We start from the raw sequence: 15,397 nt of genomic DNA on the forward strand, positions 1-15,397 counted from the left end.
TCAGACCCAGAAGCCGCATACTACACAGCATCGTGTGGGTGAGATCCTGCGTTCAGGTTCGAGCCGAGCGAAGCGAGACAGCAACGCGCTAGCGTTGACCCGAAGGGCGAGTCCGCAGGACGAGTCATCCCGCACGACCCACCATTATCTCAAGTATCGAAATATCCCCCCAGACTCAGAAGCCGCATACTACACAGCATCGTGTGGGTGAGATCCTGCGTTCAGGTTCGAGCCGAGCGAAGCGAGACAGCAACGCGCTAGCGTTGACCCGAAGGGCGAGTCCGCAGGACGAGTCATCCCGCACGACCCACCATTATTTCAAGTATCGAAATATCCCCCCAGACTCAGAAGCCGCATACTACACAGTATCGTGTGGGTGAGATCCTGCGTTCAGGTTCGAGCCGAGCGAAGCGAGACAGCAACGCGCTAGCGTTGACCCGAAGGGCGAGTCCGCAGGACGAATCATCCCGCACGACCCACCATTATGACGTTATCTTTCACCCGGTTATACCTTTCCCCTACAATCTCATTTATACTTCTCATTCTAGAACGCCAAACAGACCCCTATAATCCTCTGATATCCTTTCTATCACTCAACTTTTTGCCTCATATTTAACTCTATTAAACATTTTCGCCATTATCAGACAAATTTGAGCGACTTTTCGCTAAATATTGAGTATTTTGTTTAGGATAAAAAACAAACTAATCTTACTGGTGGCCTGAGTGATATACTGGCTCCGGAATAACTGGCAATAGAGATGTGAGCGATGAGCGAAACTTTTGATGTGAATGCGGCTATTTATCCTTTCCCTGCGCGGCCAGTCCCATTGGATGTGGATCAAAAAGCCTTTTACCGTGAGAAAATCAAAACACTGCTGAAGCAACGCGATGCCGTGTTAGTCGCTCACTATTATACCGATCCTGAAATTCAGGCACTGGCTGAAGAAACCGGCGGTTGTGTCGCTGACTCCCTTGAAATGGCGCGCTTTGGCAATAATCATCCGGCATCGACTTTATTGGTCGCCGGTGTGCGCTTTATGGGGGAAACGGCCAAAATACTCAATCCTGAAAAACAAGTATTGATGCCAACTCTCCATGCTGAATGTTCACTGGATTTAGGCTGTCCAGCTGATGAGTTTGCGGCGTTTTGCGATAGCCATCCTGACCGCACCGTGGTGGTGTATGCCAATACCTCGGCGGCAGTAAAAGCCCGTGCGGATTGGGTGGTTACTTCCAGTATTGCGGTTGAGTTAATCGAGCATCTCGATAGCTTGGGCGAGAAGATAATTTGGGCACCCGACAAGCATCTGGGTAGCTACGTGCAGAAAAAGAGTGGCGCGGATGTATTGTGCTGGCAAGGGGCCTGTATCGTCCATGACGAGTTTAAAACCCAGGCGCTGGCCCAAATGAAAGCCTTACACCCGGACGCCGCTGTCTTGGTTCACCCAGAGTCACCGCAAGCGGTGGTCGATATGGCTGATGCTGTCGGCTCAACCAGTCAGTTAATTACGGCGGCAAAAACATTGCCACAAAAGAAACTGATCGTCGCAACAGACCGTGGCATTTTTTACAAGATGCAGCAGGCCTGCCCCGATAAAGAATTGTTTGAAGCACCGACGGCGGGTGAAGGTGCGACATGCAGAAGTTGCGCTCACTGTCCGTGGATGGCGATGAATGGCCTCAGAGCGATTGCTGAGGGGCTGGAGCAGGGTGGAGCAATGCATGAGATACATGTTGATGAAGAATTGCGTCAGCAGGCACTGATACCGCTAAATCGCATGTTGGATTTTGCCAATCAGTTGAAGTTACAGATCAAAGGCAATGCCTAAACATTTCATACTGACGGCAAAGCCAAATGAAGGGGAATTGTGCCGTTCGGGTCGTAGCGACGTGAGTCGCCGGAGTGCCCGTAGGTGTGGTAAACCCTTCACTCCACCAGCTATAAAACAGATGTATTAACTGCAAAAGGGTCACCAGATGGATTTCTTCAGTACCAGCAATATATTAGTTCATATTCCGCTGGGTGCGGGCGGGTATGACCTTTCATGGATAGAGGCGATTGGGACACTGTTCGGGTTGCTGTGTATCTGGTTTGCCAGCAAAGAGAAAATCATCAACTACTTGTTTGGGTTGATAAACGTGACGTTGTTTGCGGTGATTTTCTTCCAGATTCAACTTTATGCCAGCTTGTTGTTACAGCTGTTCTTCTTTGTTGCCAATATTTATGGTTGGTATGCCTGGAGCAAACAAACTCCTGATAACCAAGCTGAATTGAAAATCCGCTGGCTATCTTTGCCGAAAGCATTGGCGTGGGGTGCCGTCTGCGTGGCGGGCATCGCTTTGATGACGTTGCATATTGATACCGTCTTTGCCTGGCTGACCCGCGCGGCAGTGACAGTGATGCAAAGCTTGGGTGCCAATGTCCAAATGCCTGAATTGCAGCCAGATGCTTTCCCATTCTGGGACTCTACTATGATGGTCTTATCCATTGTGGCGATGATTTTGATGACTCGGAAATATGTTGAAAACTGGCTGATTTGGGTGGTTATTGATGTCATCAGTGTGGCCATTTTCGCCTATCAGGGCGTCTACGCCATGGCGTTGGAGTATGTAATACTGACCCTGATCGCCCTGAATGGTTCTTGGTTGTGGATTAAGAGTGCGGCGCGGAATCATTCACGCCCACTGTCTACTCAGAGTGATTAATACTTAATCCCAATAGCTGTTGATGGAAATGTCAGTCAGGCGAGGTGCTACAGAGCATGCGCCTGACTGATGGCTATTAATGATGGTGATGATGGTGCTCTCCTGCGCTGGCCGCTTGATGAATGCCGCAATCTGGTGCTTTGCAGTGCTGGTATTCCATCTGAATGGTGGCATGGCCAATATTATAATGATGCAGCAGATGGTGCTGAATGCGTTGCAGTAACTCATCATTATCTTGCGGCGGGATCACTTGCACATGCAGCGTCATCAGCCGTTGGTCACCAATTTGCCATAAGTGGACGTGATGGACATCCCGCACTTCATATATGCTGGTGCAGAGATTTTTGCGCAGTTTATTGATGTCAATCTCTAGCGGTGCCCCCTCTAATAGCTCGTGAAAACTTTCTTTCAACAGCCGCCAGGCACTGCGTAACACTAATACCGAGACCAATACTGACAAAATCGGGTCTATTGGTGTCCAGCCGGTGGTCAGGATCACCACTGCCGCCACGATAGCCCCGACTGAACCTAATAAATCCCCCATGACATGCAAAGCGGCGGCTCGCACATTAATATTCTTTTTTTCCTCACCGCGATGAAGTATCCAGAAGCAGAAAATATTCGCGCATAACCCCGCGATGGCGATGATTAACATCGGCCCGCCCATCACTTCATGAGGGGTAAAAAAGCGCCGAACCGCCTCCCAAAAAATCAGCATCACAATCAATAATAATGCGGCGGCGTTAACAAAAGCAGCCAGCGTAGTGAGGCGCAAATAACCAAAGGTATGGCGAGAGTCCGGCTTCCTCTGCGAAAAATGGACTGCCATTAAGGCGATAAATAATGCAGCAGAATCCGTCAGCATATGCCCGGCATCGGCTAAGAGCGCCAGTGAGCCTGATAGCCAGCCACCAATGGCCTCAGCCACCATAAACACCGTGGTGACCGCGAAAGCGACTAGCAGACGTTTGCTGTTGCTGTCTTGCGGGAAAAATGATGATGCAGACATATTTATCCTTTAACCATAAAAGGTGAAAACAGGACGAGAAAGTTAACTCTGATAGGATTTCATTCAATGATTGATATGTATTATAGATAATAGCTATATCGTTGTTTATCTGTACTGAGCCCCTAATACAATAAAGTCGATTTACAGCGTCCCATTCACCCGTTAGATTGGTTCAACTAGATTAATACAGACAGACGTTGTGCGATGATCGTCACAAGACTTAATGGAAGAGCTATGAACTACCTGAATGATGACCTACGGATTAATGAAATTAAGGAACTCCTCCCACCTGTTGCCCTGTTAGAGAAGTTTCCGGCCAGTAACAATGCAGCAGAGACGGTATCCAAGACCCGTACTGCTATTCACAACATCTTGCGCGCTCAGGATGATCGCTTGCTGGTAGTGATTGGCCCATGCTCAATTCACGATACCCAAGCGGCCAAAGAATATGCGGCCCGTTTGCTGACATTGCGTGAAGAGCTACAAGGTGAGCTTGAAGTGGTGATGCGCGTCTATTTTGAAAAACCGCGTACCACGGTGGGTTGGAAAGGTCTGATTAACGATCCGCATATGGATGGTAGCTACGACATCAATGATGGTCTGCGTATTGCGCGCAAGTTGCTATTAGACATTAACGAGAGTGGCTTACCGGCTGCGGGTGAGTTTTTGGATATGATAACCCCGCAATACTTGGCTGACCTGATGAGCTGGGGGGCTATTGGCGCCCGTACCACTGAATCACAAGTTCATCGCGAACTGGCCTCTGGGCTGTCTTGCCCGGTTGGTTTTAAAAATGGCACCGACGGCACCATTAAAGTCGCTATTGATGCTATCAATGCTGCCAGCGCGCCACACTGTTTCCTGTCAGTGACTAAATGGGGTCATTCGGCGATTGTAAACACTGCCGGTAATGATGATTGCCATATCATTTTGCGTGGCGGTAAAGAGCCGAATTACAGCAGTGCGCATGTGGCGGCGGTGAAGGAAGGCTTAAGCAAAGCCGGCCTCGAACCACAAATTATGATTGATTTCAGCCATGCTAACAGCAGTAAGCAATTCAAAAAGCAAATGGAAGTGGGAACCGACGTTTGTCGCCAGATTGCGCAGGGCGAAAAATCTATTATGGGCGTGATGATTGAAAGCCATCTGATAGAAGGTAACCAGAATCTGGAAAGTGGCGAACCACTGGCTTACGGCAAAAGTGTCACCGATGCGTGTATTGGTTGGGAAGATACTGAAGTGTTGCTACGCCAGTTGGCTGACGCGGTGAAAGAACGCCGTTAGTAGGCTATCGTACTTGCCATTTTGAATTTGGGCAGTGCTCACAATCCTCACGTACTTGTGTACGCTCCGGTTGTTGCGCGCTGTCCGCGTCCAAACTGCCTACGCTGATAACGCCTACTGGTAAAATACGGCTATCGTACTTGCCATTTTGAATTTGGGCAGTGCTCACAATCCTCACGTACTTGTGTACGCTCCGGTTGTTGCGCGCTGTCCGCGTCCAAACTGCCTACGCGGATAACGCCTACTGGTAAAATACGGCTATCGTACTTGTCATTTTGAATTCGGGCGGTATTCCTCCCAATCACTGGCAAATAAAAACCCCCGGCATCCATGATGCGCGGGGGTTTTTTAATGGCACGAATCAGGAATGATTACTTCGCTTTACCCTGATTGGCTACCGCAGCAGCTTTAGCCGCGATCTCATCAGCATTACCCAGATAGTAGTGTTTGATTGGTTTGAAGTTTTCATCAAACTCATACACCAAAGGCACGCCAGTTGGGATATTTAGCTCAAGAATTTCGTCTTCATTCAGGTTATCCAGATATTTAACCAGCGCGCGCAGTGAGTTACCGTGGGCGGCGATGATAACGCGCTCACCACTGGCGATACGTGGTTTGATCACTTCTTCCCAGTAAGGGATAACGCGGTCAATCGTCAGAGCCAGGCTTTCAGTGGTTGGCAGCTCTGCATCGGTTAATTTTGCATAACGCGGGTCATGGCCTGGGAAGCGCTCATCACTTTTATCCAGTGCTGGAGGGGTGATAGCAAAACCACGACGCCACAGTTTGACTTGGTCATCACCGTATTTTGCCGCAGTTTCTGATTTATCCAGACCTTGCAATGCGCCGTAATGACGTTCATTCAGCTTCCACGTTTTTTCCGTTGGTAGCCAAGCCTGATCCAGTTCGTCCAGAATGCTCCATAAGGTATGGATAGCGCGCTTTAATACTGAGGTGTAGGCGAAATCAAAAGTAAAACCTTCATCTTTCAACAGCTTGCCTGCTGCCTTTGCTTCAGTACGACCTTTCTCAGACAAGTCAACGTCATACCAACCGGTGAAGCGGTTTTCGTTGTTCCATTGACTTTCGCCGTGACGTACCAGAACCAGCTTTGTTACTGCCATAGTTCAAACTCCTCAATCTAACTTATTCAATGATAACTATTATCATTATATTGCGTGATTGCCACAGACAGCAATCGTTTGTGTTTAACCATAGCCAATTTTTTAAGGGAACGTAAGGTAGGGAGTCGAATCGATTCTGCTATAGCTATAACTAATTAATCTATGGGGTGGTAAATACCCCATAGATTGCGGGGTTTGAACTGACCCCATAAAGTTAAGCGGCTTTCTTCAGGCAAGTGCTCATGAAAGTTTTGCGTGCATCGCCTTTTAGCGCTTTGGTCGCAGCTTCAGCATTACAACTTTTCATTTTCTGCTGTTGTGGTGTGAGGGCTTTTTCATCTGGATGAACCTGTGCTTTCAAGCATTGGCTCATAAATTTCTTGCGGTCATCGCCTTTCAGCGATTGAGTCGCAGCTTGCTGATTACAGTCGGTCATTTTTTTCTGTTGCGCTGCCTGAGCGGGCGAGGGTGTTTTCACTGCTGTCTCCGCCGCCATCACATTTGCACTGAGTAGTAATCCGGCTGAGAGTAACCATAGGGTAGTTAGACGCATAAGAGTTCCCTTTATTTAAGCACTGTTTATTCAGTAACGTTAGGGTCTGAAAGGGCGAGCAAGATGCCAGTATGACCGCCTGACAGATGTCTTAAGCGTAGATGCTGTTTATCAATAAGGGTAGGTTTTGGTTATATATTATGCCATTAGCATTGCCACCGGAGTGGTAATGCTAACAGCGTATAGCGAAATAAAGTTAAAGCGCAATAAAGTGATAAACAGTGGTTGAGTGGTAGGCTTTCCCCGGCTTTAGCCAGCAATCGGGTTGTGGCCATTCCGGGTGATTAGGGCTATCAGGTAAGAATTCACTTTCCAGAGCGACGCCAGTGTAACTGGCATAGGTTCCGCCATTACGTGCGGGTGTTCCGCCGAGGAAATTACCGCTATAGAGCTGCAATGCGGGTGCGGTGGTGTAAACGCTCATTTGAACTTGATTATCAGACGACCACAGGTGCGCCGCCGGGCTTTCGGTAGCACCACAGGTGCGATGCAGTAGATAGGCATGGTCGTAGCCCTTAACCCGCTGTTGGCAACGGTCTTGCAGGAAGTCGCGTGCCAGCGTTTTCGCTTGACGAAAATCCATGCCGGTTTTTTCAACACTTTCGAGTCCGCCGGTTGGTATCCCATCACTGTCGACCGGTAAATAGCGGTCAGCAAACAGCTGTAATCGATGTGCCCGCACGTCTCGCCCTTCGCCATCGAGATTAAAGTACGCATGATTGGTTAAGTTTACCGGGCAGGTTTTATCAACCTGAGCCTGATAGCGAATCTCCAGGCGATTATCCTCGGTCAGCAGATACTGCACTTCGGCGGTTAGATTACCGGGGAAACCCTGATCGCCATCAGGAGAAAACAGTTGATAAGTCACCTGTTTTTCATCCTGTTTAACCTTTGTCCAGCGCCGGTTATGGAACCCTTCCGGGCCACCATGTAGTTGGTTCTCGCCTTGATTGGGTATCAGATGGAGGATTTCGCCCTCCACGGTGATTTGTGCTTTCGCGATGCGGTTGGCGTAGCGGCCAACTGTCGCGCCGAGATAAGCCGCTTGATGCAGATAATCGGCCGGGGTTTGGCAGCCCAGCAGCAACTCACGTTTTTCGCCCCCTTTTAGTGGCAATATTGCTGATAACCAGGTAGCGCCCCAATCCATCAGCGTCACGCTCATGCCCGCTTTATTATGTAATTCGGTCAATTCAAAGGGGTGACCATCCGGTGCTAACTGGTCAACACTGCTTGGTGATGCAGAGTCGTTTTTCAGCATAAACCTGCTCCTTGTGAAGCTTGGCAAACGTAAAAGGTTTCAGTCCTGCCGCCACTGTATGCCGGATATTGCTGCGCGACAGCCGCACGAACTTGCTCGACCAGCGAGTTTGGCATTAGCGCGACAATGCAGCCGCCAAAACCACCGCCAGTCATTCGGACACCACCTTGTTCCCCAATAACAGATTTCACAATATCCACCAGGCTATCTATCGGCGGAACTGTGATCTCAAAATCATCACGCATTGAAATATGAGACTCGTGCATCAATTGCCCCATCAATTTCAAATCGCCAGCCGCCAATGCATCCGCCGCTGCCAAAGTGCGCTCATTTTCGGTAATCACATGGCGAGCACGTTTAGCTACCACCGGGTCTAACTCATCCTGAATAGAGAAGAACAGTTTCGCGTCAACATCGCGCAGGGCTTTAACCCCAAAGAAGCGCGCTGCGGTTTCACATTGCTCGCGGCGGGTGTTGTATTCGCTATCAACCAAACCGCGCTTCACATTGGAATTGATAATCACCACTGCCACGTTTTCGGGCATCGCTACTGCGCGAGTTTCAAGCGTGCGGCAGTCGATCAGCAGCGCATGGTCTTGCTGGCCGAGTGCTGAAATCAGCTGATCCATGATGCCGCAGTTACAGCCGACAAACTGATTTTCAGCTTCTTGCCCATTGAGCGCCAGTTCCACGCCACTCAGGGGCAACTGATAGAGGGATTGCAGCGCCTGTCCGACAGCCACTTCTAAAGAAGCCGATGAACTCAGGCCAGCACCTTGTGGGACATTGCCGCTGATGACTAAGTCTGCCCCACCAAAATCGGCATGGCGCAGCTGCAAGTGTTTTATCACCCCGCGCACATAATCTGCCCAACGGTATTGCGCATGTGGGACAATTGGCTCATCGAGCGAGAATATGTCTTGTTGATTTTCATAATCAGCCGCAATGACACGAATCTGGCGGTCATCGCGTTTGCCAATGCTTATCACGGTTTCATAATCAATGGCGCAGGGCAATACAAAGCCATCGTTATAATCGGTATGTTCGCCAATCAGATTGACGCGCCCCGGCGCTTTAATGGTGATGTCCGATTCATGACCAAACTGTTGGCGGAAAATGGCCTGGGTATGCTGTTTTAAACTCATTATTTGACTCCGGCTTCTCGATAATGAACATCACTGACTGCCCGCAGGTGTTCAGCCGCCTGTTCTGCTGTCAGGTCGCGCTGGATTTCGGCCAGCATTTCGTAACCCACCATAAATTTCCGTACTGACGCAGAGCGCAGTAATGGCGGATAAAAATGTGCATGTAACTGCCAATGTTTGTTGTTGTCTGCGTTATAAGGCGCGCCGTGCCATCCCATTGAGTAAGGGAAAGAGCATGAGAACAGATTGTCGTAGCGGCTGGTCAGCTTTTTCAGGGCAATAGCCAAATCACGGCGCTGTTCATCGGATAAATCCTCTAAACGCAGGACATGGGTTTTGGGCAGCAGCAAGGTTTCAAACGGCCACGCCGCCCAATAGGGCACCACGGCTAACCAATGCTCGGTTTCAACCACCGTCCGGCTGCCGTCACGGCGCTCACGTTCGGCATAATTGAGCAGCATAGGTGATTGATGTTCTTGGAAATATTGCTGTTGTAGCCGGTCTTCGCGCGCAGCTTCATTGGGCAGGAAGCTATTGGCCCAAATTTGCCCATGCGGATGGGGATTCGAGCAGCCCATGGCCGCGCCTTTATTTTCAAATACTTGTACCCAAGGGTAAATTTTACCCAACTCGGCACTTTGTTGTTGCCAGGTTTGGATGACATCTTCCAGTGCGGGTAATGTCAGTTGCGGCAATGTTTTACTGTGATCCGGTGAGAAGCAAATAACCCTGCTGGTGCCGCGTGCGCTCTGGCTGCGCATCAGCGGATCATCACTTTGCGGCGCGTCGGGGGTGTCGGGCATGAGCGCGGCAAAGTCATTAGTGAATACATAGGTTGACGGGTAGTCAGGGTTGACGTCGCCGGTCACCCGAGTATTACCGGGGCATAAGAAACAATCAGCATCGTGCGCGGGTAAACTCTCAGTCGCGGGTGCTTCCTGCTGACCTTGCCATGGGCGCTTGGCCCGATGCGGCGAAACCAATACCCACTGATCGCTTAGTGGATTATATCTGCGATGTGGATGATCCACAGGGTTAAAATTAGTCATAACAATACCTTAATCGGGATAGCCCTGAGGATTATGTGATTGCCAACGCCAGGTATCAGCGGCCATTTCATCCAGTGAGCGGCTGACTCTCCAGCCCAACTGTTCTGCGGCTTTGCTGGCGTCTGCCCAATAAGCTGGGAGATCGCCGGCGCGACGTGGTGCAAAATGGTAAGCCAGGGGCTTACCGCAAGCTTTGCTGAAAGCTTCGACCACTTGTAAAACACTGTGGCCAACACCTGCACCCAAATTGAAGATGTGTACGCCGGGCTGGTTGTGCAGTGTTTTCATCGCCGCGACATGGCCATCAGCTAAGTCGACTACATGAATATAATCACGCACCCCAGTGCCATCAGGGGTCGGGTAGTCATCGCCGAATATCGCCAGTGATTCACGGCGGCCTACTGCAACCTGCGCAATAAACGGCATCAAGTTGTTCGGAATGCCCTGTGGGTCTTCCCCCATTAGCCCTGACGGGTGCGCTCCCACCGGGTTGAAATAGCGCAAGATAGTCATATTCCATTGCGGATCAGCTAATTGAACATCTTGCAGAATTTGCTCAACCATTAATTTGCTGCGGCCATATGGGCTGGAAGGTAAACCGGTCGGGAAGCTTTCAACATAAGGAATTTGCGGTTGGTCGCCATACACCGTGGCGGAAGAACTGAAGATAAGGTTTTTGATCCCGGCGGCGCGCATCGCTTCCAGCAACACTAAGGTGCCGAAGACATTATTATTGTAATATTCCAGCGGCTTACTGACAGATTCGCCCACGGCTTTTAAGCCCGCAAAATGAATGACAGCATGAATAGAATGAGCTGCAAATATTTGGTCGAGTAGGGCGCGGTCACGGATATCACCTTGATAAAGTTCAGGTGTGTAGCCGGTCAATTGATGTATCCGAGCTAATACGCTGGATTTACTGTTGCAAAGGTTGTCGATAATAACGGGCTTGTAACCCGCTTCAATCAACTGTACACAGGTATGGCTACCAATGTAACCGCTACCACCTGTTACCAGAACGTACATAAAGGCTCCTCGAATCATTTTTGTCTCAGAAAGATAGCATGCCATTATGTGAGAAAAGGTGATCTGCGCTCAACAATGGAATCGTTTACATTTAAATTTAGTTTAGCTTAATCTCTATCAGGGTATAAATACAGGGCAATTAGTCAGAATGGACAAAGATGCAGAAACTTTGGGCATGATAAACAGAAGGGAAATGGTAGCGTTCTCACCCATAAATTTAGCAGGAATATCACTGTTAGTGATAGCCACGGCCTGATGCCGTGGGGAAAATGGCATCGGGCCGGGCTGTAGCCAGTAAAGATTCTGTTGTCAGTAAAAAGCTGTAGTCAGCAAAAGATAGTCAGTAAAAATCAGTGAGCGGAATACAGCGGATAGGTAAAGAACAACAAATGCATTAAATTCAGGCCAAAATGAAAGGCCACGGCCACCCATAAACGGCCACTCCATAGCCACGCCAAACCATAAATCACCCCAGCCAATGCGGCAAATACCATCAATAGTGGGCCACCTGCTATATGCGCAGCACCGAATAGTAGGGCAGTGAGCAGCAGCGCGGGATAATTCCCCACACATTGGCTTAGGCGTTGCTGCAAATAGCCGCGAAAGAGTGCTTCTTCGGCCAAACACACAAAAAACACGTTGGCGATAACAAAGGAGCCAACCCATGCTGGCGTGTGCATTTCAACTTTCAAACCACCTAAGGCGACCGCCAGCAGTAGCAATGCCGGGATACTAACAATCAAACTTACCCAGCCGAGCCGCCCGACAGATAGATGCTTTTTCGCAACAAACAAGGTGGGCAGGCAAGCAAGTAAAATAAAGGGTACCAGCGCCTTATCAAGGTTGTAATACATGCTAAAGGCGGCACTGAGCGGCCCAACCTTGACTTTATCTAATATTTTTAGGTTATTAAAACCAGGAACCAGATGCAGGAATAAGGCGATAGCAGCGAGTACTAAGAGCAATTCTAGCCCGGCGGCAAGCCATTTTTGTTGGCGGTATTTCTTTAGCAGCAGGGCAACTATCAGTGTCAGCAGCAAGAACCCCGCAGAGGGTAGGGTCAGAACGCCGTGATAAAGGGCTACAGATAATGATAAAGCCAAAAGAAACAGGGAAAGTACCCGGTTAATTGATAAGAAAAGCAGTGATGCAGCAAGTACGCCCCACATAAATCGTCCCTTTAGTTGTTAAATCCTAACTATTTTAAACCAGATAATCGAAACCATCCCCGCCGTCAGCATGAATCATATCTGACGGCGGGAATAGTAGCATAAATGACTGTAAATAACCCCCAGAATGGGGATGAAAAGAGGTTGTTATTTTTCAGTATAATATAATTATATGAATATTTTAACCGCATTCAGAGGGGCAATTTCTCCTGCTGATATTGATAAATATCACCATCGGGAACAAAGGTCAGCCGGTGGGTAATGCACTGCGGAGCATCTTCTGCATGGTGAGAGACAAACAGCAGTTGAGTTTCCCCCTCGCCGATCATCACATCAATAAAACGTCGCACTAACAAGCGGTTGAGTGGGTCCAAACCTTGTAGCGGCTCATCAAGAATCAATAGTGCGGGGTGCTTGACCAGCGCCCTGGCGATCAGTGCTAAGCGCTGTTGCCCCCAAGATAAACTGTGGAAAGGCTGGTCGGCAGTTGCGGCGGTAAACCCCAGCAAAGCCAGCCATTGATCGGCAAGCTGCTGCTGGCGGTCTGATACCGCCTGATAAATACCAATTGAATCGAAAAAGCCGGATAAAATCACGGTACGCAGGTTAGTGCTGACACGGTAGTCCAAATGCAAGCTACTGCTGACATAACCGATATGGCGCTTGATATCCCAGATGGTTTCCCCGCTGCCACGGCGGCGGCCAAATAGTGTCAAATCATTACTGTAACCTTGTGGATGGTCGCCAGTAATCAGACTGAGTAAAGTTGATTTCCCTGCGCCATTCTGGCCGATAATTTGCCAGTGTTCTCCGGGGTTAACCTGCCAGCTCAGGTTATGCAAAATGGGGCGGTCATTATATTCAACTACCCCATTACGCAATATAATCAGCGGGTTATCTTGTGGAGGACGGGTGTGTTGCTGTGGGTTTTCCGTCTCGGGCAATAACAAACCATCAATGTTTTCACTGTGTGCCAGTTGAGCAATCAGAGCTTCGGCAAGGATCTGTTGGCGCGGGCCGGTATGGGTCAATTGACAATCGGCGAGCACGCCAACGTGTTGCACAAAATCGGGAATATCATCAAAGCGGTTAAGCACTAAAACCAGTGTGACCCCGTGGGCCGACAGTGTGGACAACATGCCCGCCAACTGCGCGCGGGCGGCCACATCCAGACCGTCAAACGGCTCATCCAGAATCAGCAAGTCGGGTTGCGGCATTAATGCCCGGCACAGCAGTGTTTTGCGGGTTTCGCCGGTCGAAAGATACTTAAAACGGCGTGAGAGTAAGTGGCTGATGCCAAATTGCTCGGCTAACTGTTGGCAACGCGGCGGGTCACTACATTCTTCCTGAATGATTTCGGCCGTGGTACGCCCGGTATCATCTTCATCGACGCTGAGTAAATCGGTGTTATTACGCTGCCATTCTTCGCTGACTAATTGTTGGAGTTGCTCGAAGGACAAGCGCACAATATGGTTGAAATTGCTCTGGCGGCTACCGTTAAGCAGGGTCAGTTCCCCTGATAAGGCTTTGGCCAATGACGATTTTCCACTGCCATTGGCACCGACAAATGCCCAGCTATCGCCAGGTTGTTGCTGAACACCGGAGGAAATAGAAAGCTCGGGCAAGATGAGTGTCTTGGTGTCATTCAGACGAAAACAACCTTGCGATATTTGCAACTCAGACATCACTTTTCCCATATTCTGCAACGTAATAATAGTGTAGGGATAGGTGGTATAGGGTTAAATGTCAACAGGTAAATATCTTGCCCACGGTTAATAACTAATCTGAATTATTTAGCAAAGTGTCGCGATAATGACTCGATCAGCATTGAACTGTGCAATAACTGGGCTGCCCACGCGTAAATTAAGCTTATGCAGTTCACTGTTATTCTGTGTCGAACAGAGGCTAGCACCTCCCGCTAAGGTCAGGATAACTTCGCTGTGCTCATTACCCTGCTCAATACTGCTTACCGTCCCTGGCAGAGAGTTATCGGCTGCACCCGCCAACGCCTGGTCAGTCACCAGTTTTATCCAAGGCGCTTTGATAAGTGCTAATACTTCTTTACCGGTTGTCAGTTGTAGTCGGTCAGCACTTTGCTGGGTTATCGCCGCAGATAGCCGGGTTTTCCCGTCAGATAAAAGAATATTGACGTGTTGCTGGACATGCTGGTGGTCGCGTTCAATCAGGGTACCGAAAAATTGATTACGGGCGCTGGTTTGCAGTGAAAAACGAGAAATGGCCGCGAGTAAACTGTCCAGCGGCATTGAGTCGTCTTTCAGAGTATCAAATGCTTTTTGCTGAATTATCGCAAGTAAATCATAGAGTTGAATTAATCTCTCGCCATAACGGGTCAGAAACGTGCCGCCGCCGCCCTTGCCACCAGTCGCGCGTTCGACCAGTGTTTCCTCTGCCAATGTATTCATTTCATTAATGGCATCCCAGGCACTTTTATAGCTAATTCCGGCGAGTTTCGCGCCCTGACTGATAGATCCTGTATTTTGTATTTGTTTAAGTAATGAAATTCGTCGCGGATCGGCAAACAGTCGCTGCTGAAGTTTTAACGTAAGTAGGATTTCGGCCTGCATGATGATTTGCTCCAGCGGGAAACGGGGGTGATGACTCAACAGTCGGTCTATAGTTAATGAACATCAAGTGGATAGCACCGAGGCTCAAACCGCACTTTTGGCAGGTTACATTCTTTTAGTGTGGGTTAAAATAACTGGATTCATTCATTGATCATATAAATTACAGCGAATGATATCTATTGGTTATTGTGATAACGTGGTTTATCGCGCTATAAAGTGGTCATGAGAGGTTGATATGTTAGATCTATTGAAAAGTCTGCTCTTTGCTGTGGTCATGGTCCCAGTAGTGATGGCAGTGATTTTGGGCCTGATCTATGGGCTGGGTGAGGTATTTAACATCATCTCCAAAAGCAGTAATAAGAAAGAACGCGCTTAATCTAAAGTCATTAAAATTTTTTGACGTGTTGGTATCCATCTTATAAATGCCTGGCGGACGAACGCCGGGCATTTTCGTTTTTATCTTTTGCTACATTTCTTGCGCTATCT

14 protein-coding genes and 3 other RNA genes are annotated in these 15,397 nt (G+C 48.9%); 7 read left to right on the forward strand and 10 right to left on the reverse strand.

Features of this window, described 5'->3' with window-relative positions:
* Window positions 1-18: 18 nt before the first annotated feature.
* The 5 genes from OP863_RS06725 (at window position 19) to pnuC (ending at window position 2,706) form a co-directional block, all read left to right on the forward strand.
* Window positions 19-144: non-coding RNA, RtT sRNA (locus OP863_RS06725), on the forward strand.
* 43 nt (window positions 145-187) lie between these two features.
* A non-coding RNA gene (locus OP863_RS06730) (RtT sRNA) lies at window positions 188-313 on the forward strand.
* Between the two features lie 43 nt (window positions 314-356).
* Window positions 357-482: non-coding RNA, RtT sRNA (locus OP863_RS06735), on the forward strand.
* Window positions 483-767: 285 nt separating this feature from the next.
* Window positions 768-1,829: a quinolinate synthase NadA gene (gene nadA, locus OP863_RS06740; protein ID WP_038634621.1), complete on the forward strand. Its 1,062-nt coding sequence runs from the start codon at window positions 768-770 to the stop codon at window positions 1,827-1,829.
* 148 nt (window positions 1,830-1,977) lie between these two features.
* Window positions 1,978-2,706, forward strand: coding sequence for a nicotinamide riboside transporter PnuC (gene pnuC, locus OP863_RS06745; RefSeq protein WP_145589162.1), 729 nt, complete (start codon window positions 1,978-1,980; stop codon window positions 2,704-2,706).
* Window positions 2,707-2,782: 76 nt separating this feature from the next.
* On the opposite strand, the gene zitB is transcribed toward pnuC, so the two are convergent.
* Window positions 2,783-3,715: a CDF family zinc transporter ZitB gene (gene zitB / locus OP863_RS06750; RefSeq protein WP_265526005.1), complete on the reverse strand. Its 933-nt coding sequence runs from the start codon at window positions 3,713-3,715 to the stop codon at window positions 2,783-2,785.
* Window positions 3,716-3,949: 234 nt separating this feature from the next.
* Between zitB and aroG the strand changes: the two genes are divergently transcribed.
* A complete protein-coding gene (gene aroG, locus OP863_RS06755; RefSeq protein ID WP_038634613.1) occupies window positions 3,950-4,999 on the forward strand; it encodes a 3-deoxy-7-phosphoheptulonate synthase AroG in 1,050 nt (349 codons plus the stop codon).
* A 371-nt stretch (window positions 5,000-5,370) separates the two neighbouring features.
* Here aroG and gpmA read toward each other — a convergent pair whose 3' ends face one another.
* The 9 genes from gpmA to modE form a co-directional block, all read right to left on the reverse strand.
* Window positions 5,371-6,123 carry a 2,3-diphosphoglycerate-dependent phosphoglycerate mutase gene (gene gpmA / locus OP863_RS06760; protein WP_004391569.1) on the reverse strand — a complete coding sequence of 251 codons (753 nt, stop codon included), beginning with the start codon at window positions 6,121-6,123 and terminating at the stop codon, window positions 5,371-5,373.
* A gap of 214 nt (window positions 6,124-6,337) precedes the next feature.
* The gene (locus OP863_RS06765) at window positions 6,338-6,676 is read right to left on the reverse strand and encodes a PsiF family protein (protein ID WP_038634610.1); all 339 of its coding nucleotides are present in this window, start codon (window positions 6,674-6,676) and stop codon (window positions 6,338-6,340) included.
* A 196-nt stretch (window positions 6,677-6,872) separates the two neighbouring features.
* Window positions 6,873-7,937 (reverse strand): galactose-1-epimerase, encoded by a 1,065-nt coding sequence (gene galM, locus OP863_RS06770; protein WP_038634607.1) that lies wholly within the window; start codon window positions 7,935-7,937, stop codon window positions 6,873-6,875.
* On the reverse strand, window positions 7,931-9,082 hold the full coding sequence (gene galK / locus OP863_RS06775; protein WP_145591958.1) for a galactokinase: 1,152 nt from the start codon (window positions 9,080-9,082) through the stop codon (window positions 7,931-7,933). The genes galM and galK overlap by 7 nt, the downstream gene beginning before the upstream one ends.
* Window positions 9,082-10,131, reverse strand: coding sequence for a galactose-1-phosphate uridylyltransferase (gene galT, locus OP863_RS06780; protein WP_265526006.1), 1,050 nt, complete (start codon window positions 10,129-10,131; stop codon window positions 9,082-9,084). Before galT ends, galK begins: the two co-directional genes overlap by 1 nt.
* A gap of 9 nt (window positions 10,132-10,140) precedes the next feature.
* A complete protein-coding gene (gene galE / locus OP863_RS06785) occupies window positions 10,141-11,157 on the reverse strand; it encodes a UDP-glucose 4-epimerase GalE (RefSeq protein ID WP_145589165.1) in 1,017 nt (338 codons plus the stop codon).
* A gap of 350 nt (window positions 11,158-11,507) precedes the next feature.
* On the reverse strand, window positions 11,508-12,326 hold the full coding sequence (locus tag OP863_RS06790; protein WP_145589166.1) for a CPBP family intramembrane glutamic endopeptidase: 819 nt from the start codon (window positions 12,324-12,326) through the stop codon (window positions 11,508-11,510).
* A 191-nt stretch (window positions 12,327-12,517) separates the two neighbouring features.
* On the reverse strand, window positions 12,518-14,011 hold the full coding sequence (gene modF / locus OP863_RS06795) for a molybdate ABC transporter ATP-binding protein ModF (RefSeq protein ID WP_265526007.1): 1,494 nt from the start codon (window positions 14,009-14,011) through the stop codon (window positions 12,518-12,520).
* A 108-nt stretch (window positions 14,012-14,119) separates the two neighbouring features.
* Window positions 14,120-14,911 (reverse strand): molybdenum-dependent transcriptional regulator, encoded by a 792-nt coding sequence (gene modE, locus OP863_RS06800; RefSeq protein ID WP_038634588.1) that lies wholly within the window; start codon window positions 14,909-14,911, stop codon window positions 14,120-14,122.
* A gap of 235 nt (window positions 14,912-15,146) precedes the next feature.
* On the opposite strand from modE, the gene OP863_RS06805 reads away from it, so the two are divergent.
* Window positions 15,147-15,287 carry an AcrZ family multidrug efflux pump-associated protein gene (locus OP863_RS06805; RefSeq protein WP_038634585.1) on the forward strand — a complete coding sequence of 47 codons (141 nt, stop codon included), beginning with the start codon at window positions 15,147-15,149 and terminating at the stop codon, window positions 15,285-15,287.
* Window positions 15,288-15,397: the final 110 nt, after the last annotated feature.

This window comes from Yersinia sp. SCPM-O-B-9106 (C-191), assembly GCF_026183365.1.
Classification (GTDB): Bacteria; Pseudomonadota; Gammaproteobacteria; order Enterobacterales; family Enterobacteriaceae; genus Yersinia; species Yersinia rochesterensis.

What these genes read in the sequence shown, in the direction of transcription:
- OP863_RS06805 (WP_038634585.1), top strand. Translation starts at nt 15,147, where the DNA reads ATGTTAGATCTATTGAAAAGTCTGCTCTTTGCTGTGGTCATGGTCCCA.
- modE (WP_038634588.1), bottom strand. Translation starts at nt 14,911, where the DNA reads ATGCAGGCCGAAATCCTACTTACGTTAAAACTTCAGCAGCGACTGTTT.
- zitB (WP_265526005.1), bottom strand. Translation starts at nt 3,715, where the DNA reads ATGTCTGCATCATCATTTTTCCCGCAAGACAGCAACAGCAAACGTCTG.
- galM (WP_038634607.1), bottom strand. Translation starts at nt 7,937, where the DNA reads ATGCTGAAAAACGACTCTGCATCACCAAGCAGTGTTGACCAGTTAGCA.
- galT (WP_265526006.1), bottom strand. Translation starts at nt 10,131, where the DNA reads ATGACTAATTTTAACCCTGTGGATCATCCACATCGCAGATATAATCCA.
- aroG (WP_038634613.1), top strand. Translation starts at nt 3,950, where the DNA reads ATGAACTACCTGAATGATGACCTACGGATTAATGAAATTAAGGAACTC.
- OP863_RS06765 (WP_038634610.1), bottom strand. Translation starts at nt 6,676, where the DNA reads ATGCGTCTAACTACCCTATGGTTACTCTCAGCCGGATTACTACTCAGT.
- pnuC (WP_145589162.1), top strand. Translation starts at nt 1,978, where the DNA reads ATGGATTTCTTCAGTACCAGCAATATATTAGTTCATATTCCGCTGGGT.
- modF (WP_265526007.1), bottom strand. Translation starts at nt 14,011, where the DNA reads ATGTCTGAGTTGCAAATATCGCAAGGTTGTTTTCGTCTGAATGACACC.
- galE (WP_145589165.1), bottom strand. Translation starts at nt 11,157, where the DNA reads ATGTACGTTCTGGTAACAGGTGGTAGCGGTTACATTGGTAGCCATACC.
- gpmA (WP_004391569.1), bottom strand. Translation starts at nt 6,123, where the DNA reads ATGGCAGTAACAAAGCTGGTTCTGGTACGTCACGGCGAAAGTCAATGG.
- nadA (WP_038634621.1), top strand. Translation starts at nt 768, where the DNA reads ATGAGCGAAACTTTTGATGTGAATGCGGCTATTTATCCTTTCCCTGCG.
- OP863_RS06790 (WP_145589166.1), bottom strand. Translation starts at nt 12,326, where the DNA reads ATGTGGGGCGTACTTGCTGCATCACTGCTTTTCTTATCAATTAACCGG.
- galK (WP_145591958.1), bottom strand. Translation starts at nt 9,082, where the DNA reads ATGAGTTTAAAACAGCATACCCAGGCCATTTTCCGCCAACAGTTTGGT.